The sequence below is a fragment of the Burkholderia sp. KL41 genome (assembly GCF_057005415.2).
This window is the reverse complement of record NZ_CM174446.1, coordinates 1,989,642-2,009,158: the sequence shown is the minus strand read 5'-3', so window position 1 is coordinate 2,009,158 and position 19,517 is coordinate 1,989,642. Positions and strand designations below refer to the sequence as shown.

The following is a 19,517-nucleotide window of genomic DNA, read 5'->3' as shown; positions in this document are numbered from 1 at the left end:
TCCCCGTTCTGTCGAGGTAAATGATGAAAACCCAATTGATCGCCGCCCTTCTCGTCGCCGTGTCCGCCGCCGCCTCCGCCGCCGCACCGGCGTTCGCCGATGAAGCCGTCGTGTCCCGCGCGCAGGTGCGTGCCGAGCTCGTCCAGCTGGAACAGGCCGGTTATCGGCCGGGCCGCGCGAACGATCCGCACTATCCGGTCGACCTGCAGGCCGCGCTGACGCGCATTCACGCGAACGATGCCGTGGTGGCCGATGCGGCGACATCCGGTTACGGCAGCGAAACCGTCGCCGCGACGCAGTCGGGCCGCCGGCCCGCGACACGCGTCGCCGAACGCTCGATCTACTTCGGTCATTGAACGAAACCGCGAACGGCGCCGGCTGCCGGCGCACGATGCGCAACCGCTGAATCCATTTTTTGTCGAGGTGAATGATGAAGACCCCACTGATCGCCGCCCTTCTTGTTGCCGTGTCGGCCGCCGTTGCCGCGCCGACGTACGCTGGCGAAAGCACCGTGACGCGTGCGCAGGTGCGTGCGGAACTGGCCGCACTGCAAACGGCCGGCTACCTGCCGAACCGCCCCAACGACCCGAACTATCCGGACAATCTGCAGGCCGCGCTGCGCCGGGTTCACGACAACGATGCGGTCGCGGTCGAATCGCAAGCGTCCGGTTACGGCGGCGACGCCGTCGGGGCGACGCAGTCGGGAAACCGCAGCGCGATTCGCATGGCGGAACGCTCGATCTACTTCGGCCATTGAGCATGCGTTGCCGGAATCGTGACGCCTGTTCGGGCGGCTCGGTACGACGTGCGGGGAACGGGGGCGCGCAAGCACGGCGCGCTCCTCGTCGGCCTTCGGCGGAAAGCAGCGATGCAGGCTGATGTACATCCGTTACTTGTGTCGGCCCGGGATTCGATCGCGCGCGGCACCGATGCGGCCGCCGGTTCTCGCGATCAGCGGGCATGCAGGAAAAGACAGCAGCCGTGCCACGCCGAACAACACCCCATTCCCGAGCGTGTTCACGATGATGAACGCGCGTCTGCCGATGGCCCGGCGCCGCTCGAATCGAGTGACGGCGTATGGCGCGACCGGACAATATCGACGCCGTGCAGGATCGTTGCTTCCGCAACCGCATCCCGCTGCGGCGGAGCATCGGGCCATTGACGGCCGATTGCATCGACCCGGCGTTCGAAGCGGTACACGACGGCGGGCGGAAAGTTCATCCACGCAATGCCGATCCGGACGGCGCGAATGCGCATCGCCTCCAGGTAGCGCGCCGGGATCGGGCAGCGCGGCACGCAGGTGAACTGGTCGAACACGCGATCCGCGGCCAGGTGGCGCGCGAACGCGCAGTGAACGATCGCGACGGCCTGTTCGGCCGGCATCGCGACGAGCGGCATCCCGTCGAGGTGACTGCCGGTATCGGCGGGGACGGGCTGGCGGCGATCCTGTCGTTTCCGGTCTGGGTGGAGCCGGCGCGCCGGTAACGCTGGCCCGGGCTTCGCAACACGTGCCGCGCATCCCGCACCGAGCCGGTGACACGATCGATGTTGCGCCGCGCCCTGCCTGTCCGGTCCCGGTCTATGCTGTGCAACCGAAACCTTCAATCGAGGAGCAGCCGATGTCCGATGCAACGACCGGAAACGCAACAGGCGCAACAGGCGCAACAGGCAGTACGCACCCGCTCGACCGTGTGGTGTGGAACGCGCTGACCGGCAGGCAGCGCCGCTTTGCGCTCGGCGACGGCCGTGCATGGCGGTTTCCGGTGGCCATCGCGCCGTTTGCCGCGATCGAGGATACCGGCGTGGCATCGTTCGACGCGTTGCGCGCACTGGTCGCCGCACACGGGCCGGCGGCACTCGTCATGCCAGAGGAGATCGAATTGCCGGCGGGCTTGTCGGCGATCCGGCGCGCGACCCTGTTGCAAATGGTCTGGCAAGGGACGCCCGCCCCGGCACCTGAAGCGGGCCACGTCACGCTCGCCGAAGCCGACGTGCCGGACATGCTCGCGCTGACCACGGCCGCGCAGCCCGGCCCGTTCGGCCCACGCACGTTCGAGCTTGGCCGCTATATCGGCATCCGCAACGAAGGCAGGCTGGCCGCGATGGCCGGCGAGCGGATGCAGGTCGACGGGTATACCGAGATCAGCGCCGTGTGCGTGGATGCCGCGTTCCGGCGGCAAGGGCTGGCGGCACGTCTGATCCGGTCGTTGATCGCGGCCATCGACGCGCGCGCGGAAACGCCTTTCCTGCACGTCCTCACATCCAACCGGGTCGCGATCGAGCGCTATCTCGCACTGGGTTTTGTCGTGCGCCGCGAGATGCACCTGCTGGTGCTGGGCGACGGGCACGCATGACGACGCGGCCGGCACGATGCACGTGCCGGCCGCTGGTAGCCCGTGGGGTTATTCGTCGGTCGAGCGGATCAGGTTGCCGCGCAGCGTGACGATCGCCTTCTGCATCTTCGCGAATTCGTCCGGCTTCAGCCCGGTGGCCTCGACCAGGTTCATGTCGAGCCCCTTCTCGCGCACGCGGCGCCCGCTCTTCGTCAGGCTGACGAGCACCTGGCGCTCGTCCGACGGATCGCGATGCCGCTCCAGGTAGCCCATTGCCTCGAGCTTCTTCAGGATCGGCGTCAGCGTATTGGATTCGAGGAACAGCTTCTCGCCGAGCTGGCCGACCGTCTGGTTGTCCTGCTCCCACAGCGCAATGATCGTGATGTATTGCGTGTACGTGAGGCCCAGCTCCTCGAGGATCGGCTTGTAGGCCTTGCCGAACGCGAGGTTCGTCGAGTAGATCGCGAAGCACAGGAACTCGGACAGCTTCGGCGCGGCGGTGGATGGTGCTTCGGTCGGTTTCATGAACGTCCTCCAGCGACGCGAACGGCCGCAGATGGACGCATTATATATCGCATGCGATCTTATCGGAAGCATGATAAATCGGCCTCGATGAACCAACGGGCGCCGCGCGCCGTCAATCCGGCGTGCGGCGCTTGCCGGTCTGCACGCGGCTGGCCGACAGCAGCGTGCATTGCACCGGATGCGCGATTTCGGTCGCGACCCCGCCTGCCGCAAACAGCAGGATCATCAGCCAGCGTTTCATGCGTCCTCCACGACCGAAAGGCTCGCGCCGTCGGCGACCGTCGCGTCGAGCGCATACGGGTCGATACCGTCGAGGCAGCCGAGATTGACGCGCCAGCAGGCCGGGTCCTTGCGGGTCTGATGGAACGGATAGACGCCGCAATGGCTGCAGAAATAGTGGCGTGCCGTGTGTGTGTTGAAGCGGTAGCACGTCAGCGCGCCCTCGCCTTCGACGATCTTCAGTTCGCTCGCGGCGAACATCGGGCTCATCAGCGCGCCGCGCCGGCGGCACAGGCTGCAGTTGCAGCGAACCGCCGGCGTCACGGCGGTTCGGACTTCGAATCTGACGGTCCCGCAATGGCAGGACCCTTTGAACCAGGTTGCAGACATCGTGCGCTCCGGAAGAGGTCATGCCTGCTTTATAGCGGACGCCCGAACCTGCGATGTATCGCGATGTATCCGCGGTTTGCGCAGATACAGGACGTTTCAAATCGGCGGCGGGCAATCGCGTTGCATTCTCAGATCTCCGGCATGCGCATGCGGCCCGCCGCGCGTGGAGCGCGGATCGTGCGATCAATCCAGCACGTGCTGCATCCGCTCGATCGCCGCCCGCGTCTCGCGTTCGAGCGCGGCGAACAGCTCGGCCGCCGGCAACTGCCGCACGAGCGGCGCCGCCTGCCCGGCCCACTGCGCGCCGTAGCCGAATTCGCCCTTTGCCTTCGCGGCTGCATGCAGCGCCTTGCCGGCGTCGTAGGCGATCGGGTACGCGGGCGTGGCCGGCGCCTGCGGGTCGTCGCCGAGCGTGGTCAGCCGGTTCGCGATGCCGCGCGCGATCCGGCCGGAGATCGCGGCCGTGAACGTCGTGCGCCGTGCGGCGTCGCTCAGCAGCGCGCGGCGATAACCGTCGTCGATCGATGTCTCCGGGCATGCGACGAACGCCGTGCCGAGCTGCGCGGCCTGTGCGCCGAGCGCGAGCGCGGCGGCGATGCCCTCGCCGTCCATGATGCCGCCGGCGGCGATCACCGGCAGCGCGCATTCGCGCACGATCAGGCGCGTGAGCGCGAACGTGCCGAGGCGGTCGTCATGGGCGGTCGAATCGAACACGCCACGGTGGCCGCCCGCTTCGATGCCCTGCGCGACGATCGCGTCGATGCCGGCGGCGGCGATCCGGCGTGCCTCGTCGAGATTCGTCGCAGCCGCGAACAGCGTGACGCCCGCGCGCTTCAGCGCGTCGATCACGTCCGCGGACGGCAACCCGAAATGGAAGCTGACGACGGCCGGCTTCTCTTCGACGAGCAGCGCCTGCATCGCGTCGTCCGCGACGAAACTCGTATAGATCTCCGACAGCGATGCGGGCGGCGTCGCGCCGTATTCGCGGAACACCGGCGCGAGCCAGTCGAGCCACGCGCGTTCGACGGCCGCGTCGGCGCGTGCCGGCTGGTGGCAGAACACGTTGATGTTGAACGGCCGGTCGGTGAGCGCGCGCGTGTCGCGGATCATCCTGCGGGCGCCGTCGGCGTTCGTCGCGCCCACGCCGAGCGAGCCGAGCCCGCCCGCATTCGACACGGCGGCCGCCAGCGCCGGCGTGCTGACGCCGGCCATCGGCGCCTGGACGATCGGTGTGCGCACGCCGAGCGTGCGCAACAGCGTCCGGTTGTCGGTCGATTGATTCATGTCGCTGGCCTCCTGCAAGATCCGCAATCGAAATGCTTCGACCGGATGCGGGCCGAAGCGCGTGGGTCGGGTTCGGATCGGTGCGCGTGGGTCGTGCCTTGCACGCAGCCGGTCGCATGAAAGTTCTGTCGAAAAAAGCGCGCAGCCGTGCGGTGCGGTGTTTGCCGTCGCGGCGACGGTGTACGACATCGCGCGTTGCGCGGCGCGGCACCTGCTGCTGCGCCCATCCTACGCCCGCTCGTGACCCGCCGGCCAGCGGCTATCGGCTATCGGCTATCGGCCGCGCGCCCAATGCGCGAGCCCCGCGCAAGCCGCCAGCAGCGCACCCGTCACGAAGAACACCGAATGCAGCCCGAGCGCGACGCCGATCTGCCCGCCGATCACCGGGCCGATCACCTGCCCGCTGAATTGTGCGGACTGCAGGTAGCCGAGCATCTGCCCGGTCGCGCGCTCGTCGACCGATTGCCGCACGAGCTTGCCGATCGACGGCAGCAACCCCGCGAGGGTCATGCCCATCAGCGCGCGCAGCGCGGCGAGCTGCCACCAGTGCGTGACGAACGCCTGCGGCACCATCGCGAGCGCGGTCAGCAACAGGCAGCCGATGATCACGTTCCAGCTGCCGATCCGGTCGGCCAGCGCGCCGAGCCGGGCGGCGGTCAGCATGCTGCCGAGCGCCGAGCACGCCATCACGACGCCGGCGACACGCGCGAGATGATCGCCCCCGACACCGAGGCCGCCAATATAGACGGTGATGATCGGCTCGATCGACATATTCGCGAGCAGCACCATCATCGCCGTCACCAGCAGCGCGGCCACTGCCGCACGATCCGTGCCGCGCGACGTGCCGGCCGTCGCGCTCGCGGTGCGCGGTTTCGCGTCGGTGCCGGCGTGGAAATCCTCCTTCACGACGAAGATCGTCAGCAGCGCGGCGACGGCGATCATCGCGCCACCGGCGAAGAACGTGCCGCGAATGCCGAGCCAGCCTGGCAGCAGCCCGCCGACGAGCGGCCCGACCAGGTTGCCCGCGAGCGCGCCGGTCGACAGGATGCCGAGCGCCCAGCCCGCGCGTTCGCGCGGCGCCTGTGTGCCGACCATCACGGTCGATGCCGACGCGTAACCACCGACGAGCCCCGCGAGCAGTCGCAGCACGACGAGTTCGACCACGTTGTGCGCGACGCCGATCAGCGACATCACGATCGCCATGCCGATCGCCGCGCGCACGAGCATCGGCTTGCGGCCGAAGCGGTCCGCGAGCCGGCCCCACAGCGGCGCGGTGACGGCCGTGCCGAGAAACGTCGCGCCGAACGCGACGCCCGACCACTGGATCACGGCCGACTGCGCGTCGACGCCGAGTTGCCGCACGTACAGCGGCAGGAACGGCAGCAGCATGCTCAGGCTGACGAGCGTCGTGAACGACCCGAACACGCAGACGGCGAGATTGCGCCGCCAGTAGCGCGCGTTGCGTTCGGCGTAGCCGGCGGCGGGCCGTTCGGCCCTTGCCGCGGCGGGAGCCTGCGAGATCGTGCTCATTGCGCCCTCGCCGTCGCGGTCGTCGGTGCGGCAAACCCTTGCGCGACGAAGTTCGCCGGCAACGGCACGAGGGCGAAACGCGCCATGCCGATGCCGGACCCGGCGCGGCGCGCGCCGAATGCACGGGCGCGGGGCCGGCCGGGAAGCGCTCGATTCATGTTGACCTCCATTCGCTGAACGGGCGCCACGCGCGTCCGTTGGTTGAAGGAAGTCTAGATTGAGCCGATTGCCGAGTGAATCGCCGTCACTCGAAAGCCATTCTTCCGCATCCCGGTTCAATCGCCGTCGGTGATGGCCGCCAGCCGCGCGAAGTGCTCGCGCAGGCGCGGCGCCGCGAAATCGACGAACGCACGCACCTTCGGTACGGAAAGTCGCCCGTAAGGCGTGACGAGATGGATCGGCAACGGCGCGTGTTCGCTGTCGCGCAGCACGATCCGCAGCGTGCCGTCCCGCACCGGTTCGGCGACATGATAGGAAAAGAGCCGCGTGACGCCGTGGCCGGCGACGGCCGACGCAACCGCGCCGCGGATCGTGTTGATGATGAAGCGCGGCGCGAACTGGACGACCTGCGGCAGCGCCGCCGGCGCGGACGGCGGGAAGCTCCACGAATCGAGGCCGAAATGCGTCATCGAGATGATCCGGTGCCGGGCGAGATCGGCCGGCGTTTCGATAGCCGGATGTCTGGCCAGGTAATCGGGCGACGCCACGACGACCCGCCGCACCGCGCCGACCGGAATCGCGACCAGCGTCGAATCGCTCAGGTGCGCGATTCGCAGCGCGACGTCCATGCCTTCGTCGATCAGGCTGACGGGACGGTCGAGCAACTGCAGGCGGATCGACACGGCGGGATGGCGTTCGATGAATTCGTCGAGCAGCGCGCGCAGCACGTCCTCGCCCGCGGCGACCGGCGCGGTGACGGTAAGCATGCCGCGCGGCGCCGAGCGTTCGTCGGCGACCAGCATGTCGGCTTCCTCGAGGTCGGACAGGATGCGGCGGCACGCGGCGGCGTAGCGTTCGCCGGCTTCGCTGAGCCGGATCGTCCGGGTCGTGCGGTACAGCAGCGCGGTGCCCGTGTGCGCCTCGAGAAACGCGATCGCGCGGCTGACCGCCGCCGGCGACCGGCCGAGCTTGCGGCCCGCGCCCGCGAGGCTGCCTTCGTCCAGCGTGGCGACGAACACCTTCATCGCGTCGATTCGATCCATGGTTTGAGCGGGCCGGGTGCGAACGGTCGTGTGATGGGCGGCAGGCAAGCGAGCGAGCAGTCTACCGCACCCCGGTGCGATGCCCGGCCCCGGGGATACTGCACGTGCCGCTTTGGCCCTACAATGCGCAGGCGAAGAAACCGCACGAACGGCCGTCAGGATGCCGCGTTCATCGAACGCAGCGTCCGACATTCAAGCGGTACCGCTGAATAACGAACCACAACCAACCAGCACTCATGAAAAGAAGAACATTTCTCGCGCTGCCCGCCGTGGCCGCGTCCGGCATGCTTGCCGGCTGCTCCAATTTCGGCCCCGTCACCAAGGCGTGGATGAGCGATTCGAAATACGACGAAACCTTGTCGACGTTCCTGATTACCGCGGACGGCAAACAGCTCGTCGTACTCGGCAAGAAGTATCACTACATCTTCGAGATGCCGCCGAGCCTTGCGACGGTGCTCAACGCCCCCTATCGCCCCAAGATTCACACGGCGTTCAGCGATTTCGAGGCGCACGGCGACGCGATTACCGGTCAATACACGATGCGGCTGGACTACGCGGATGCGCCGACCGGCTCCGACGTGCGCGAGCGTGCGCTCGCCGACGGTTTCAAGAAGGACGGTGCCTACCTGGAGTCGGAGGGCAGGATCAGCGGCAAGCGCTATCTGCCGAACGATGTCACGTCTTCGTCAGTCCCGCAGGCGTTCAATCGGCCTTACGAGGTCACGGTGACCGACAAGCTGACGGCTGTCGGCCGCGGCGCGAAGCTGGCCTTGTCGCCGATCGCGATGGCGGCCGATGGCGCGTTGGGCCTGCTCGGCCTCGCGCTGTTTCCGATCGCGCTCACCACCTTCATCATCGTGGCGAGTTGAGGTGCGATCGGCGATGAAATCTCCTGTCCGAAACCTGTTCCGCATCGGCTGCGTGGCGGCCTGCCTCGCGTTCGCGCAACATGCCGCCGCCGAAAGCGACTGGGACGCCGCGCGCCATGTTCGTACCGACTGGGTGTTCGCGTCGATGAAGGAAAGCGACGTGCGGCCCACGCTCGATCGCGCGCTGAAGGACCAGGCGCGCTGGGCCGGCCTGCCCGGCAATGCACCGGATGCCGGTGCGTTCAGCTGCACGAAGCTCGCGTTGCCGCCGCCGTCGGCCGAAGCGCAGGCCGCGTTCGACGCGGCGCCGTCGTCGCGCGGCCGCGACGCCGACAAGGCCTACGCGAAGGCCGCATCGCTCGGTTCGTGGCGTGCGGCCGCGCGCCTCGCGAGCAGTTCGCTCGACGACGAGGATTGGGAAGGCGCGCAGCCGGCGATTGCTTGGCTGCTCGTTCATCACGTGCCGGCCGGCTACAACAAGCTCGCGGATGTCTTGCAGGCGATGTCGGGCTACGACGGCGAAACGCCCGGCGAAGGCATGAGCGGGATGATCGCGTCGCTGCGCTGGCGCGCGGCGCGCGAAGGCGATCCGGTCGCGCAGATGGAAATGGCCGACCTGTTCGAGAAGCTCGGCCAGCCCGATCTCGTCACCGCGTTGCGCACGTGTGCGACGCAGCAGAATCCCGCGCTGAAATGATGCGAGCCGGTATGCCGCAATGATGGGCGGCATACCGGTTCGTGCGGTGACGTTTGCCGCGACGTTGCCGCATCAGACTTCGTACCGCACCGCATGCGCTTCGGTGGGCAGCGGCGGATCCCAGCGCGGCAGCATCGCCTCGAGCGCGCGGTTCGTCAGCGACGTGTCGCGCCGCGCGTTGCGGCGCAACAGCTCCGCACGCGGCTGCTCGAGATAGACGAGCGTCACGTCGGCGCCGTACGCGAACAGCAGGTCGAGCGTCTTCTTGCGCATCAGCGGCGACAGGTTCGTCGCGTTCCACACGAACGGCCGCTTCTCCCGCAACAGTGCCTTCGCGGCGTCGACCGCACGGTGCGCGACGGCGCCCTCGTTCTGGCCATGGCGCAGCCCCAATGCATCGCGTGCATCGTCGAACGACACGACGGGCAGGTCCGGATGATGCTGCGCGACCCACGTGTTCTTGCCCGACGCGGGCAGGCCCGACATCACGACGACCCGCGAGCCCGGCGTGCGGAACAGCGGATAGTCGGGATGCACGTCCGCGCCGCGAAAGTAGCTGAGCGCGGTGTGCGCGTCGGCGAACGCGCGCGGCTGGCCATAACACCCCTCTTCCCGCGCCAGTTCGCGCAACAGTTCGATGTTGTCGAGCACGCGCTGCGTATCGCTGCAGATGCGCCCGCGCATATCGGCTTCGGCGAGCAGGCACAGCAGCGGCAGGCTCACCTGCCACGACAGTTCGCGCGCGATGAACTCGGGCGTGCCGCGGCGCGACCCGCTCATCGCGAAAAACGGCACCTGGTGCACGGCGATCATCCGGCAGATCGCCTCGCGCACCGCGAACGGCACGCCGGCGTCCCACAGCGCGATACGCGCATCGATCGCCCCCTTGCGCGAGTGGCCGGGTTGACCGATCGCGCCCGTGACGGGATCGACGACCGTCGTGCGGTACTTCGCGATGTCGTGCAGCAGCGCGGCCAGGAACACGATTTCCTGGTCGGCGCGCGATGCGGCCTGATAAGCGGGCAACGCGAGCAGCGCATCGATCACCATCGTCGTATGCGTCCACACGTCGCCTTCGCCGTGATGCGCCGGCTCCTGCGGTGTCGTCTTCGCCTGTTCGAGCGCGGGAAACGCCGCGAGGCAGGCGCGGTAGTCCGGCTGCCGTCCGGGCGCGGGCACGAGTGCCTGCAGTTGTTCGTACTTCATGATCAAGACTCCTCTCGAAACGGCGCACGGCCGTTCCGCATTCATGGGTGCGCGCGCGTCGCGGCGATCGATCGCCACGTGACCGTCGGGCGCGGCGCATACAGGTCGACATCCGGCGCGAGCAGGTTCGGGATGAACGGCTGCTCCGAGTGATGGCGCGCCGATTCGAGAATCGCCTGCACGAAATCGTGGCGGACCCACTTCAGGCGCGCGGTCGTCGTGTCGTCCGTCTCGACCTTCACGTAGAGCCCTTCCGCGCGGGCCGACCTGTCGCACTGCTGCCATGCGCGCGCGAGGTCGAGCCCCTGCCGCCGCACCGTTTCCTCGAACGCGCGACGCCAGTCCGGCGTCTTCGCGAGCGACGGGCCGAGCAGTGCCTTCAGGTCGGCGAGCCGCGCCGGGGCGATGCCTTCGTACAGCACGGGCACCGACAGCACGGGCCCGTCGGCAAGCAGCGCGCGACGCGCGCACGTCGACAGGAAACGGCCCGTCGTGCGGTCGAACACGTCGAATTCGAAGAAGTGATGCGGCAGCGCGTCGTAGAACACCGCGTGCTTCTTGCTCATCGTCTCGCCGTACATCACGTAGCGATCGCCGAGGCGGTCGAGCAGCCAGCCTGCATGGGCGGCGGCCCACGTCTTCACGAAACCGAACTGCCGCTCGCGGCCGCCGCCGGCCAGATAGTGGCCGCGCGACTGCAGCAGCAGTTCGCCCGCCGGGCCGAAGCTGATGCCCGTGTTCGCGCCGTCGAGCTTTTCCTCGACGACGATGTGTGCGCCCGCGAGGGTGCGATAGGGAACGTGTTCGCGACCTTCGTCGCCGTCCTGCAGGCGCGAGCCTTCGAGATGCGGCGTGCGCGGGTAGCGGGCGAGGTCGAGCGATTGCGCGTATGCGCGAAAATCCAGCGTCATGGTCTTTCTCCGGAAACAGGGGAAAAAGCCGACGACGTGAACGAACGGTATGGTGTGCGTTGCGGTGTCAGTGCTTGTCCGGGCGCGTTCCTGCAGTCGACGTTCCGGCGCCGCGAGGCAGGCGGAAACGGGCAGGACGACACGCGGCCGGGACGGCAGTCGTCGGCGTATCAGGCGAAGGGACGAATGTTTGCGGGCACTTGGATCACCGGTTCGATGAGGGTTCAGGGATGAAGCAGGCGGATGCTACGAAACGGCTTTTGCACTGTCAAGCGCTGTCGGAACCCGCTGATGCGGCCGTCGGCATGCGTTGAATACCTGCTGCGGCGTGCCGCACGCACCGTCGGCACGAGAATTGTCAGGATGTCTATATGTGTGTTTTTCGCCACATCGGGCGACGATTCGATGGGCAGTGCCGTGCTACCCGCTTGCTGCGCCCGCTGCGTGCATGCTAGAGTCGCCGCCATTCCGATCAACCCCTCACTCGCAAGGAGAAGAACATTATGACGTCACGCCATCGCTCCTCCCGTCGCGGGTCGTAGTCCGGGTTTTTCGCGTCCGTCCGTTTCATCGTTCACGCCACGCAGCAGCACACCGTATCGCCGTCACGGCGATGAGCCGGGTCGTTCCGATCCGGTCGTGCCGCCCTCTTCCCGACTTCCGATGTCGGGCAGCGCATTCGAGCGCTGCCTGCGCCATGGCCCGCCGTTCTACCTTTTCATCGAACGGAAACCTCCATGGGCAATTCCATGCAATACCTGGGCGAGCGCGTCACCTTGTGCGCTTGCGCTACCACCTGGATCGAAGGTGAGGCCATCCGGCAGCTCGAACACGCTGCCACCCTCCCCGGCATGCGGCGTGTCGCCGGCATGCCCGATCTTCACCCCGGACGCGGCTACCCGGTCGGCGCCGCGTTCTTTTCGACGGGCCGGCTGTACCCGGCGCTGATCGGCGGCGATATCGGCTGCGGAATGGCGCTGTGGCAAACCGCGCTCGATGCGCGGCGCGTCAGCGCGTCGAAGCTCGCGAGCCGGCTCGGCTCGATCGACGCCACGCCCGATGCAAGCTGGCAGCCGCTCATCGCGGCCGCCGGGTTCGCGGATCACGCGTTCGCGGCATCGCTCGGCACGATCGGCAGCGGCAATCATTTCGCGGAAGCGCAGCGGATCGACGCGGTGTACGACGCCGATGCCGTCCAGGCGCTCGGCCTCGAGCACGAGCGCCTGCTGCTGCTCGTGCACAGCGGGTCGCGCGGTTTCGGCCAGTCGATCCTCGAACAGCACATGCGCGAGCACGGCTACAACGGGCTCGACGACACGGATGCCGCATGCACGGCATACCTTGCGCGCCACGACGCGGCGTTGCGCTACGCGATCGCGAATCGCGACCTGATCGCGCGGCGCATGCTGGCGCGCTGGCGCAGCGACGGCCGGTGCGTGCTCGACGTGAACCACAACCTGGTGAGCCGCGCGCGCGTCGACGGCGAGCCCGGCTGGCTGCATCGCAAAGGTGCGACGCCGGCCGATGCGGGGCCGGTCGTGATTCCCGGGTCGCGCGGCGACTACAGCTATCTCGTCGCCCCCGTGCGGCCCGACGATGCGGCCAGCCTCGCGTCGCTTGCACACGGCGCGGGCCGCAAGTGGGCGCGCGGCGATTGCAAGGGGCGTCTCGAACGGCGCTTCACGCCGTCGCAGCTCACGCGTACGCCGCTCGGCAGCCACGTCGTCTGCGAAGACCGCGAACTGCTGTACGAGGAAGCGCCGCAGGCCTACAAGCCGATCGACAGCGTCGTCGATGCGCTCGAGGCGGCCGGCCTGCTGCGCAAGCTCGCGCGGCTCGCGCCGGTGCTGACCTACAAGACGTCCGGGGAGGCAGGCCGATGCTGATGCAGATTTCTTCCGCGCACGGGCCGCTGGAGTGCCAGCTCGCCGCGGCCAATGCGTTGCGGCGCCTGCAGGCGGAAGCCGATGCGCAGCGCGTCGTCGTCACGGTGCTCGATGTGCAGCCGGGCGAACGGCCCGGCACGCTGCGCTCGGCGCTGCTCGATCTCGACGGTGCCGGCGCGCAGGCGCTGGCGGACCGCTGGACGGGCACGCTGCAATGGATTTGCGCGAGCCCGTACCGGTTGCGCCATCCGCGCAAGAACTGGTTCATCGGTGTCACGCGCTGCGCCGACGCGCAGCCGCTGCCGGATGGCGACGTGCGGTTCGAAGCGATGCGCGCACGCGGGCCGGGCGGCCAGCACGTGAACAAGACGAGCTCGGCGATTCGTGCGACCCATGTCGCGACGGGCCTGTCGGTGCGCGTGGAAAGCGAGCGCAGCCAGCACGCGAACAAGCGCCTCGCGCTGCAGTTGCTGCAGGTTCGACTGCAGCAGGAAGCCGACCGTCACGCGTCCGACGCGCGCCGGCAGCGGCGGATGCAGCACTTTGCGCTCGAGCGCGGCAACCCCGTGCGCGTGTTTCACGGGGCGGCGTTCGTGCCGGCCGACTGAGCACGAAGGCCCGACTGCCGGCGGTTGTTTCGCCGGCAGTCGCGCAACGGGCCTCATGGTTTTCCCGGCCAGCCGGTTGCGTGAGCGCGCCGGCGGTTCCGGTGCACGACCGCACGCCACGCAGGCTGCACGGGCCTCACGCACGGATGCCGACTGCCGCGTGTTCCGCACCCTTTCTGCGCGGGAAAGGACGCTTGAAACATCCGCAATTATCACGTGCCGCGGATTTGCCCACCATGTGCCGGACGATCGGTACAGCCCGCCTGTCCGGCCCTTTCAACGGGCTTGCGGTGCCTGCCGCCACGTCGTGCGACCGGATGCATCGCGCCGGTCGCGAACGGCCGGGCTTCGCGCCACGGCGTACCGATAATCAGGAGACACGATGAACAGCCATTCCCTCGATCTCGGCGGCAACGCGGGCGAACCCGCGCCCGCACGACCTGCGGCCGCCGCCGCGTCGGCCCTCCCCGCCCGCCGCGTCACGCTCGGCGATTTCATGGACGACCTGCCGGTCGGTGCATTGCACCGGTTCGTCGTCTGGGTGATCGGCATCGGGCTGTTTTTCGACATGTACGAGATCTTCCTCGTCAGCACGATCGGTTCCGCGTTGCAGAACGAATACGGGCTGAGCCGGCAGAGCACCGATTTCAAGCTGCTGCTGGCATCGGCGTTCATCGGCATGTTCGTCGGCGCGATGTGCCTCGGCAGCCTCGCCGACCGCATCGGCCGGCGCAAGGCCTTCCTGCTGACGCTTACGTGGTACAGCGCGTTCTCGCTGGTCGGCGCGTTTTCCGTGAACGCCGACATGCTCGTCGCGTGCCGGTTCCTGACCGGCATCGGCGTCGGCGCGATCTATCCGGTTGCCGACAGCTTCCTGTCCGAGATCCTGCCGAAGGAAAAGCGCGGGCGGCTCGCCGCGTGGGCCTATACGACTTCCTATGTCGCGGTGCCGCTCGTCGGTTTCCTCGCGCTGTGGCTGAATCCGCTGCACGTGGGCGGTGTGGCCGGCTGGCGCATCATCCTCGCGATCGGCAGCCTCGGCGCGGTGTACGTGCTGTTCGTCCAGCACCGGCTGCCGGAAAGCCCGCGCTGGCTGCTCGCACAGGGCCGCACCGCCGATGCATACGCGGCATTGCGGCGCTTCGCGGAGGGCACCGGCGTGCGCGTGCCCGAGCAATTCGCGGAACCGGTCGAGCCGCAACGGCCGCTCGGGCTCGGCGAGCGTATCGCGTTGCTGCGGCGCGAACCGTACGGCGCGCGCTACCTGATGCTCGCGATCTTTCATCTGTTCCAGGGTTTCGGTTATTACGGCTTCGGCACGCTGGCCGGCACGGTCGTGAAAAGCCGCGGATTCGACGTGACGGACAGTACGCTGTTCATCGCGCTGTCGTTCATCGGCTATCCGGTCGGCTCGCTGCTGTCGATTCCGCTGCTCAACTGGATCGAGCGCCGCACGCTCGTGATTGCGTCGATCCTGTCGATCGCGGCGTTCGGGCTGTGTTTCGCGTACTCGGGCCAAACCGTGCTGATCGTCGGCTTCGGGTTCCTGACGACCTGCGCGTCGAACGTGTTCAGTAACGCGTATCACGTGTACCAGGCGGAGATCTTTCCGGCGCGCGTGCGTTCGACGGCGATCGGCAGTACCTATGCGCTGTCGCGCATCGTCAGCGGTGCGCTGCCGTTCGTGTTGCTGCCGGTGCTCGGCGGTTACGGCGCGGGCGCGATGTTCGGCGTAATCTCGGTTGCGCTCGGCATTGTCGCCGTCACGCTGCGCGTGCTCGGGCCGCTGACGACGCGGCGCAGCCAGGACGAGATCAATCCGGTTTGAGCGTGTGTCGATGCGGGGCGCGGGAACGCGCTCACGCATCGTTCCCGAGGCTGCGCCGATGGCCGGGCTATCGGTCGCCCGGCGGCCCACGGCAGGCGGTCGTGTCTTCCGCGCACGGTCACGGTGACGGCCGCGGTCGCGCAACGCCCGCGAGCGTCGACCGCTGGCGCGCGAAATCCGAAGCGGGATGCCCGGCGATCGATGGTTGCGCCCTTCACTGCGCGCCGTCGCGGCAAGGACCCTGCGACGCCATGTCCGCTCGGGAAACGACGACCGTGAATTCGATCCCGGATTCAAAATCCAGCGTCATGGTCGAGAAGCGCGGATCGTCATCGAGATAATGCTTGTACGGTCGAACGGCGTCCTCGGCCGTGTACATGTTATCGGCCAGGACGATCGACCCCGGGCGCAGCAGGCGCTCGATCTGCGTGAACAACTTCAGGTAGGCGTCGGCCCAGACGTCGATGAATACCATGTCGAAGTGCCCGCCCAGTTCGGCAACGGTCTCGAATACGTCGCCCTCCCGGAGGTCGACATGGGCGTCCAGGCCCGCCGTGCCGACGTGATCGCGCAAACGGGCGCACTTGAGCGGGTCGCGTTCGGTCGCGACGACCACGCCACGGCCCAACGTGTGCAGTGCCTCGGCGAAATACAGCGTGGACACGCCGCATGAGCTGCCGAGTTCGAGGATGCGGGCCGGCCGTTGCGAGAGCACCATGTTGCGCAAGAACCCGCCCGTTTCCGGCGACACGGCCAACGATAGCCGGCTGCCTTCCGGGGAGTCGAAGTCGTCGGTGAACAGCCCGAACGTTTCGAGAAACCGCCCCCGCAGACGAGGGGCGATCGCTTCGTATTCCTCTGCTAACGACAGAAGCTCCTCGTTCGATCCCAGGAACTGCGCGCGGGTGCGGGCGATGATTTCGGTCCGGCTCTCTTCGTGGAGCCGTCGCAGAAGAACGGCGGTGGATGAAGCCATGTGCGTTCCTTGACGAGATTGATCACGTCGACGATGTATCCGGCGGCGCTTCTTCCGCCAGGGTTTCGGCGCGGCCGCTCGATATCGGCGACACGCGGAGGTTGTCATGCGATTCGGGCGAGCGTGATGGCGCGCTCGGGGCACGCGGTCACACACAGTCCGCATGACCGGCACGCATGCGCGTTCGGTGTGTAGGCGACTTTCATGCCGTGCACGCGCAGCTTCAGGCGATGCATCAGGCCGAGGCCGACGTAATCGGCCGGGTCGATGCGTCTGACCTCGAACACGTTTTCAGGGCAAACCGCGACGCAATCCCCTTTGCCTTCGCAACGTTTCAGATCGACGACCGGCGCGATCACGCCCGGTTGCTGCTTGCAGTCGCCCGTGGATTTTTCGCGCACGTTCACGCTCCCGTGGGCCGGTCGCCGCCGGAGCGCCACGCGTTGCGGAAATGCTCGCGTTCCTCGGGCGTCATGGATTCCCACTTGCGCCAGTGGCGCCGGCCGCGCCAGCCGTGGTGTCCGCGGAAGCCGCCGAACAGGATGCGGCTCAACACGAGCAGGCCCAGCGCCCGGGCGAAATCGATCGTACGGGCACCGACGAACAGCGCCGGCATCACCCAGTTCCACAACATCATGACGACCCATCCGAGCACGCCTATGGCAATCAAGGCGAGCACCGCCTTGCCCGCGCATCTGATTCGAAAATTCATTTGTCGACTCCTCTAGGGTCTGTTTACATATGGAACGCACATGCGTTGCCACGAGAACGGCCGCTCGCGAGGCGCGTGACGCCGCGAATACTGACGTATTCGCAAGGAGCGCAACGCGGCGAGCGGCCGTTCTCGTGGCAACCCCTAATAAAAAAATTCATTCCACGGGAATGCCCGAAATCGCCCGTATGGCGGCGTCGCTCGTCGCTTGTTTGGCTCGGCCAAACGGCGCTCCTCACTTCTTGCCCTACGCCCCGGAGGAAGTCCCCTTGGGGGACGAGCGATTTCGGGCATTCGCATGTGCGTTCCATATGTAAACAGACCCTAGATATTGTCCAGTTCGTCATGAATGAACTGCAGTCGTGCACGCAGATGCAAGACCGCATAGCGTTTGCGCGCGAGCAGCGTATTGAGCGCGACGCCGCTTTGCGTGGCCATCTCCTTGAAGGAACGGCCCTCCAGTTCGTGCGCGATAAACACCTCGCGCTGATTCGCCGGCAGCTCGTCGAGCGCATCCTGCAAGGCTTCGAGCAGGAGCGTGCGCGCGTAGACGGCTTCGGGGCCGGCATCGTGCGCCGGCAGCACGAGATCCAGCCGGTACTCGCTGTCCGCGTCGTCGTCGGCCTCGGACAGATCGGTCAGCGGCTGCTCCTTCTTCTTGCGAAAGCGGTCGACGATACGGTTGCGCGCCGCGCGGAACAGCCACGCGCTCACCTGTTCGATCGGCGCCGGAAGCCGGTAAGCCTGGACGAATTCGTGAAACACGTCCTGAAGGATGTCCTCGGCATCGTCCGGGTCGCGAATCCGACGCCGGATGAAGCTCACCAGCCTCGTTCGTTCACGCATCACTATCGCGGTGATGTCGCGGTCTGGGTCGGTCATGTGCGTGAAGTGGGTGGCGATTCCATGCACCTGAAGACGTTTCAGGCGCGGGAATATTGTGTCGAGTGCGAAAAATGACTGCTCAACGGGGCGGCTTCAAGGGGGAGATCGGTTACACCGCCCGTCCAGCGGGCAGCAATTGGTCCGGCCCGCCGGTCATCGCCGACACGAGCGGGAACGGTGTAACGATAGTGCAAGGAACGAACCCGCGACGACAAGGCGAAGCATGCGCTTCGCGGCGGCGCAATGTGCGGGCGGCAGGCACGGGCGTTGCCGGGGCCAGACAGGAACGCGCGTGCCGTGCTCGCGACTGTCGGCTGCATCCGGGCCGTACTACTCGCCGGCTGTTCGCAGTCGTCCGCCGGTCGGTCTGACGCGGCTGCTACGAATGGCTTCCCGCAACGGCATCGGCTTCCCGCAGCGGCGAGCCGAACGCGCACCGACGATCGCCCTTCCCCGAAGCCGCACCGCGACAATTCCCGCCGGCTCGCAGGGCGGCCTCAACGCGCCGACATGAAATCGAACAGCTTCGCGATATCGGTCGTCAGCACGGTTCCGGCCTTCACGCCGACCCAAAGCGTGCGCGTCGCCCACGCATCGTCGAGCGTCACGACCCCGAGCCGCGCCGCGCGCTCGCCGGTCACCGCGTCGCGCGGCAGGATGCCGATCCCGAGCCCGGCCTCGATCATCCGGCTCACGCCGTCGAAATTCGATACCTGGATCCGCAGCTTCAGCGAACGCTCGACCGCGAACGCGGCGTCGGTCATGCGCGCGAGCAGCGAACTGCCGTCGCTGAGCCCGACGTAGTCCTCGTCGAGCGTGTCCGCGAAGCGGATGCTGTCGCGCGCGGCGAACCGGTGCGTGCGCGGCACGAGCAGCACGAGTTCGTCGCGGCGGTACAGCCTTCGTTCGATACCGGGGGCCGGCACGTTGTCGGCGAACACGCCGAGATCGGCCTTGCCGGACGTGAGCGCGTCGACGATCTCGTGGCTCAAACGCTCCTCGAGGCTGACCTTGATACCCGGATTGTCGGTGAGGAACGCCGCGAGATCGGCGGGCAGGAACTGGACGATCGCGGACGTGTTGGTCCACACATGGATGTGGCCACGCACGCCGGCGACGTAGTCGCTCATCTCGTGCGCCATCCGGTTGACCTGCTCGATCACCTTCGCAGCATGGTCGAGCAGCGCGCGGCCCGCGGGCGTCAGCTCGACACCGCGCGCATGCCGGACGAACAGCGCGCTGCCCGTCACGCTTTCGAGCTCGGCGATGCGCTTGCTGACCGCGGACAGCGTGAGCTGGCCATGCTCGGCCGCTTTCGTCAGGCTGCCGTGCTCGGCGACGAGCGCGAACACGCGCAGCGATTGCAGATCGAAATGAAGCGGATTCACCATGTCGTGGGTCCTGGGGAGGCCAGGCCGGCGCTTGCCGTCAGCGCGGCGGCCTGACGCCGATCATA

General features: G+C 67.6%; 24 protein-coding genes and 1 pseudogene. 10 read left to right on the top strand and 15 right to left on the bottom strand.

Annotated elements, in window-relative coordinates:
• Positions 1-23: 23 nt before the first annotated feature.
• Together PQB87_RS09345 and PQB87_RS09340 are read left to right on the top strand one after the other, a co-directional pair.
• On the top strand, positions 24-356 hold the full coding sequence (locus tag PQB87_RS09345; protein WP_301863672.1) for a DUF4148 domain-containing protein: 333 nt from the start codon (positions 24-26) through the stop codon (positions 354-356).
• Positions 357-427: 71 nt separating this feature from the next.
• Positions 428-757, top strand: a complete 330-nt coding sequence (locus PQB87_RS09340) for a DUF4148 domain-containing protein (RefSeq protein WP_060063127.1) — start codon at positions 428-430, stop codon at positions 755-757.
• 260 nt (positions 758-1,017) lie between these two features.
• Here PQB87_RS09340 and PQB87_RS09335 read toward each other — a convergent pair.
• A pseudogene (locus tag PQB87_RS09335) lies at positions 1,018-1,407 on the bottom strand (class I SAM-dependent methyltransferase); the annotation flags it as partial.
• Between the two features lie 212 nt (positions 1,408-1,619).
• Between PQB87_RS09335 and PQB87_RS09330 the strand changes: the two are divergent.
• A complete protein-coding gene (locus tag PQB87_RS09330) occupies positions 1,620-2,354 on the top strand; it encodes a GNAT family N-acetyltransferase (RefSeq protein WP_153489007.1) in 735 nt (244 codons plus the stop codon).
• A gap of 48 nt (positions 2,355-2,402) precedes the next feature.
• Here the strand turns inward: PQB87_RS09330 and PQB87_RS09325 are convergent, their stop codons facing one another.
• The 4 genes from PQB87_RS09325 to PQB87_RS09310 all read right to left on the bottom strand — a co-directional run bounded on the left by PQB87_RS09325 (position 2,403) and on the right by PQB87_RS09310 (position 4,751).
• Positions 2,403-2,858, bottom strand: a complete 456-nt coding sequence (locus tag PQB87_RS09325; protein WP_059682567.1) for a MarR family winged helix-turn-helix transcriptional regulator — start codon at positions 2,856-2,858, stop codon at positions 2,403-2,405.
• 112 nt (positions 2,859-2,970) lie between these two features.
• Positions 2,971-3,099: a hypothetical protein gene (locus PQB87_RS09320; RefSeq protein WP_021159600.1), complete on the bottom strand. Its 129-nt coding sequence runs from the start codon at positions 3,097-3,099 to the stop codon at positions 2,971-2,973.
• On the bottom strand, positions 3,096-3,467 hold the full coding sequence (locus tag PQB87_RS09315; protein WP_153488353.1) for a GFA family protein: 372 nt from the start codon (positions 3,465-3,467) through the stop codon (positions 3,096-3,098). Before PQB87_RS09315 ends, PQB87_RS09320 begins: the two co-directional genes overlap by 4 nt.
• Before the next feature lie 183 nt (positions 3,468-3,650).
• The gene (locus PQB87_RS09310; RefSeq protein WP_489241521.1) at positions 3,651-4,751 is read right to left on the bottom strand and encodes an NAD(P)H-dependent flavin oxidoreductase; all 1,101 of its coding nucleotides are present in this window, start codon (positions 4,749-4,751) and stop codon (positions 3,651-3,653) included.
• Between PQB87_RS09310 and PQB87_RS09305 the strand changes: the two genes are divergently transcribed.
• Positions 4,750-4,995, top strand: coding sequence for a hypothetical protein (locus tag PQB87_RS09305; protein WP_489241519.1), 246 nt, complete (start codon positions 4,750-4,752; stop codon positions 4,993-4,995). The genes PQB87_RS09310 and PQB87_RS09305 overlap by 2 nt on opposite strands.
• Positions 4,996-5,024: 29 nt before the next feature.
• Here PQB87_RS09305 and PQB87_RS09300 read toward each other — a convergent pair whose 3' ends face one another.
• From PQB87_RS09300 to PQB87_RS09290, 3 genes are all read right to left on the bottom strand, one after another.
• Positions 5,025-6,281, bottom strand: coding sequence for an MFS transporter (locus tag PQB87_RS09300; protein ID WP_021159603.1), 1,257 nt, complete (start codon positions 6,279-6,281; stop codon positions 5,025-5,027).
• Positions 6,278-6,451: a hypothetical protein gene (locus PQB87_RS09295; RefSeq protein ID WP_155637207.1), complete on the bottom strand. Its 174-nt coding sequence runs from the start codon at positions 6,449-6,451 to the stop codon at positions 6,278-6,280. The genes PQB87_RS09300 and PQB87_RS09295 overlap by 4 nt, the downstream gene beginning before the upstream one ends.
• A gap of 105 nt (positions 6,452-6,556) precedes the next feature.
• Entirely contained in the window at positions 6,557-7,483 is a 927-nt protein-coding gene (locus tag PQB87_RS09290) for a LysR family transcriptional regulator (protein WP_060084897.1), read from the bottom strand.
• A gap of 236 nt (positions 7,484-7,719) precedes the next feature.
• On the opposite strand from PQB87_RS09290, the gene PQB87_RS09285 reads away from it, so the two are divergent.
• Both PQB87_RS09285 and PQB87_RS09280 read left to right on the top strand, forming a co-directional pair.
• A complete protein-coding gene (locus PQB87_RS09285) occupies positions 7,720-8,352 on the top strand; it encodes a hypothetical protein (protein ID WP_027787377.1) in 633 nt (210 codons plus the stop codon).
• 13 nt (positions 8,353-8,365) lie between these two features.
• A complete protein-coding gene (locus PQB87_RS09280; RefSeq protein WP_489241515.1) occupies positions 8,366-9,049 on the top strand; it encodes a hypothetical protein in 684 nt (227 codons plus the stop codon).
• Positions 9,050-9,121: 72 nt separating this feature from the next.
• Here the strand turns inward: PQB87_RS09280 and PQB87_RS09275 are convergent, their stop codons facing one another.
• Entirely contained in the window at positions 9,122-10,255 is a 1,134-nt protein-coding gene (locus tag PQB87_RS09275; protein WP_489241513.1) for an AAA family ATPase, read from the bottom strand.
• Between the two features lie 41 nt (positions 10,256-10,296).
• Positions 10,297-11,166 (bottom strand): RNA ligase family protein, encoded by an 870-nt coding sequence (locus PQB87_RS09270; protein ID WP_222154792.1) that lies wholly within the window; start codon positions 11,164-11,166, stop codon positions 10,297-10,299.
• A 737-nt stretch (positions 11,167-11,903) separates the two neighbouring features.
• On the opposite strand from PQB87_RS09270, the gene PQB87_RS09265 reads away from it, so the two are divergent.
• From PQB87_RS09265 to PQB87_RS09255, 3 genes are all read left to right on the top strand, one after another.
• Positions 11,904-13,052 (top strand): RNA ligase RtcB family protein, encoded by a 1,149-nt coding sequence (locus PQB87_RS09265; protein ID WP_059682579.1) that lies wholly within the window; start codon positions 11,904-11,906, stop codon positions 13,050-13,052.
• A complete protein-coding gene (gene prfH, locus PQB87_RS09260) occupies positions 13,046-13,660 on the top strand; it encodes a peptide chain release factor H (protein ID WP_021159612.1) in 615 nt (204 codons plus the stop codon). The genes PQB87_RS09265 and prfH overlap by 7 nt, the downstream gene beginning before the upstream one ends.
• 382 nt (positions 13,661-14,042) lie before the next feature.
• Positions 14,043-15,488, top strand: coding sequence for an MFS transporter (locus tag PQB87_RS09255; protein ID WP_489241510.1), 1,446 nt, complete (start codon positions 14,043-14,045; stop codon positions 15,486-15,488).
• Between the two features lie 214 nt (positions 15,489-15,702).
• Here PQB87_RS09255 and PQB87_RS09250 read toward each other — a convergent pair whose 3' ends face one another.
• The 4 genes from PQB87_RS09250 to PQB87_RS09235 form a co-directional block, all read right to left on the bottom strand.
• Entirely contained in the window at positions 15,703-16,464 is a 762-nt protein-coding gene (locus tag PQB87_RS09250; protein ID WP_489241508.1) for an O-methyltransferase, read from the bottom strand.
• A 104-nt stretch (positions 16,465-16,568) separates the two neighbouring features.
• Positions 16,569-16,865, bottom strand: coding sequence for a 4Fe-4S dicluster domain-containing protein (locus PQB87_RS09245; RefSeq protein WP_059621093.1), 297 nt, complete (start codon positions 16,863-16,865; stop codon positions 16,569-16,571).
• A 2-nt stretch (positions 16,866-16,867) separates the two neighbouring features.
• Positions 16,868-17,176: a hypothetical protein gene (locus PQB87_RS09240; RefSeq protein WP_059682587.1), complete on the bottom strand. Its 309-nt coding sequence runs from the start codon at positions 17,174-17,176 to the stop codon at positions 16,868-16,870.
• 324 nt (positions 17,177-17,500) lie between these two features.
• Entirely contained in the window at positions 17,501-18,022 is a 522-nt protein-coding gene (locus PQB87_RS09235; protein ID WP_489241506.1) for an RNA polymerase sigma factor, read from the bottom strand.
• Here PQB87_RS09235 and PQB87_RS09230 point away from each other — a divergent pair.
• Positions 17,933-18,136: a hypothetical protein gene (locus PQB87_RS09230; protein ID WP_226129744.1), complete on the top strand. Its 204-nt coding sequence runs from the start codon at positions 17,933-17,935 to the stop codon at positions 18,134-18,136. The genes PQB87_RS09235 and PQB87_RS09230 overlap by 90 nt on opposite strands.
• A 422-nt stretch (positions 18,137-18,558) precedes the next feature.
• Here PQB87_RS09230 and PQB87_RS09225 read toward each other — a convergent pair whose 3' ends face one another.
• Positions 18,559-19,452, bottom strand: a complete 894-nt coding sequence (locus PQB87_RS09225) for a LysR family transcriptional regulator (protein WP_222154788.1) — start codon at positions 19,450-19,452, stop codon at positions 18,559-18,561.
• Between the last annotated feature and the right edge of the window lie 65 nt (positions 19,453-19,517).

What these genes read in the sequence shown, in the direction of transcription:
- PQB87_RS09345 (WP_301863672.1), top strand. Translation starts at nt 24, where the DNA reads ATGAAAACCCAATTGATCGCCGCCCTTCTCGTCGCCGTGTCCGCCGCC.
- PQB87_RS09340 (WP_060063127.1), top strand. Translation starts at nt 428, where the DNA reads ATGATGAAGACCCCACTGATCGCCGCCCTTCTTGTTGCCGTGTCGGCC.
- PQB87_RS09330 (WP_153489007.1), top strand. Translation starts at nt 1,620, where the DNA reads ATGTCCGATGCAACGACCGGAAACGCAACAGGCGCAACAGGCGCAACA.
- PQB87_RS09325 (WP_059682567.1), bottom strand. Translation starts at nt 2,858, where the DNA reads ATGAAACCGACCGAAGCACCATCCACCGCCGCGCCGAAGCTGTCCGAG.
- PQB87_RS09320 (WP_021159600.1), bottom strand. Translation starts at nt 3,099, where the DNA reads ATGAAACGCTGGCTGATGATCCTGCTGTTTGCGGCAGGCGGGGTCGCG.
- PQB87_RS09315 (WP_153488353.1), bottom strand. Translation starts at nt 3,467, where the DNA reads ATGTCTGCAACCTGGTTCAAAGGGTCCTGCCATTGCGGGACCGTCAGA.
- PQB87_RS09305 (WP_489241519.1), top strand. Translation starts at nt 4,750, where the DNA reads ATGTCGCTGGCCTCCTGCAAGATCCGCAATCGAAATGCTTCGACCGGA.
- PQB87_RS09310 (WP_489241521.1), bottom strand. Translation starts at nt 4,751, where the DNA reads ATGAATCAATCGACCGACAACCGGACGCTGTTGCGCACGCTCGGCGTG.
- PQB87_RS09300 (WP_021159603.1), bottom strand. Translation starts at nt 6,281, where the DNA reads ATGAGCACGATCTCGCAGGCTCCCGCCGCGGCAAGGGCCGAACGGCCC.
- PQB87_RS09295 (WP_155637207.1), bottom strand. Translation starts at nt 6,451, where the DNA reads ATGGAGGTCAACATGAATCGAGCGCTTCCCGGCCGGCCCCGCGCCCGT.
- PQB87_RS09290 (WP_060084897.1), bottom strand. Translation starts at nt 7,483, where the DNA reads ATGGATCGAATCGACGCGATGAAGGTGTTCGTCGCCACGCTGGACGAA.
- PQB87_RS09285 (WP_027787377.1), top strand. Translation starts at nt 7,720, where the DNA reads ATGAAAAGAAGAACATTTCTCGCGCTGCCCGCCGTGGCCGCGTCCGGC.
- PQB87_RS09280 (WP_489241515.1), top strand. Translation starts at nt 8,366, where the DNA reads ATGAAATCTCCTGTCCGAAACCTGTTCCGCATCGGCTGCGTGGCGGCC.
- PQB87_RS09275 (WP_489241513.1), bottom strand. Translation starts at nt 10,255, where the DNA reads ATGAAGTACGAACAACTGCAGGCACTCGTGCCCGCGCCCGGACGGCAG.
- PQB87_RS09270 (WP_222154792.1), bottom strand. Translation starts at nt 11,166, where the DNA reads ATGACGCTGGATTTTCGCGCATACGCGCAATCGCTCGACCTCGCCCGC.
- PQB87_RS09265 (WP_059682579.1), top strand. Translation starts at nt 11,904, where the DNA reads ATGGGCAATTCCATGCAATACCTGGGCGAGCGCGTCACCTTGTGCGCT.
- prfH (WP_021159612.1), top strand. Translation starts at nt 13,046, where the DNA reads ATGCTGATGCAGATTTCTTCCGCGCACGGGCCGCTGGAGTGCCAGCTC.
- PQB87_RS09255 (WP_489241510.1), top strand. Translation starts at nt 14,043, where the DNA reads ATGAACAGCCATTCCCTCGATCTCGGCGGCAACGCGGGCGAACCCGCG.
- PQB87_RS09250 (WP_489241508.1), bottom strand. Translation starts at nt 16,464, where the DNA reads ATGGCTTCATCCACCGCCGTTCTTCTGCGACGGCTCCACGAAGAGAGC.
- PQB87_RS09240 (WP_059682587.1), bottom strand. Translation starts at nt 17,176, where the DNA reads ATGAATTTTCGAATCAGATGCGCGGGCAAGGCGGTGCTCGCCTTGATT.
- PQB87_RS09235 (WP_489241506.1), bottom strand. Translation starts at nt 18,022, where the DNA reads ATGCGTGAACGAACGAGGCTGGTGAGCTTCATCCGGCGTCGGATTCGC.
- PQB87_RS09225 (WP_222154788.1), bottom strand. Translation starts at nt 19,452, where the DNA reads ATGGTGAATCCGCTTCATTTCGATCTGCAATCGCTGCGCGTGTTCGCG.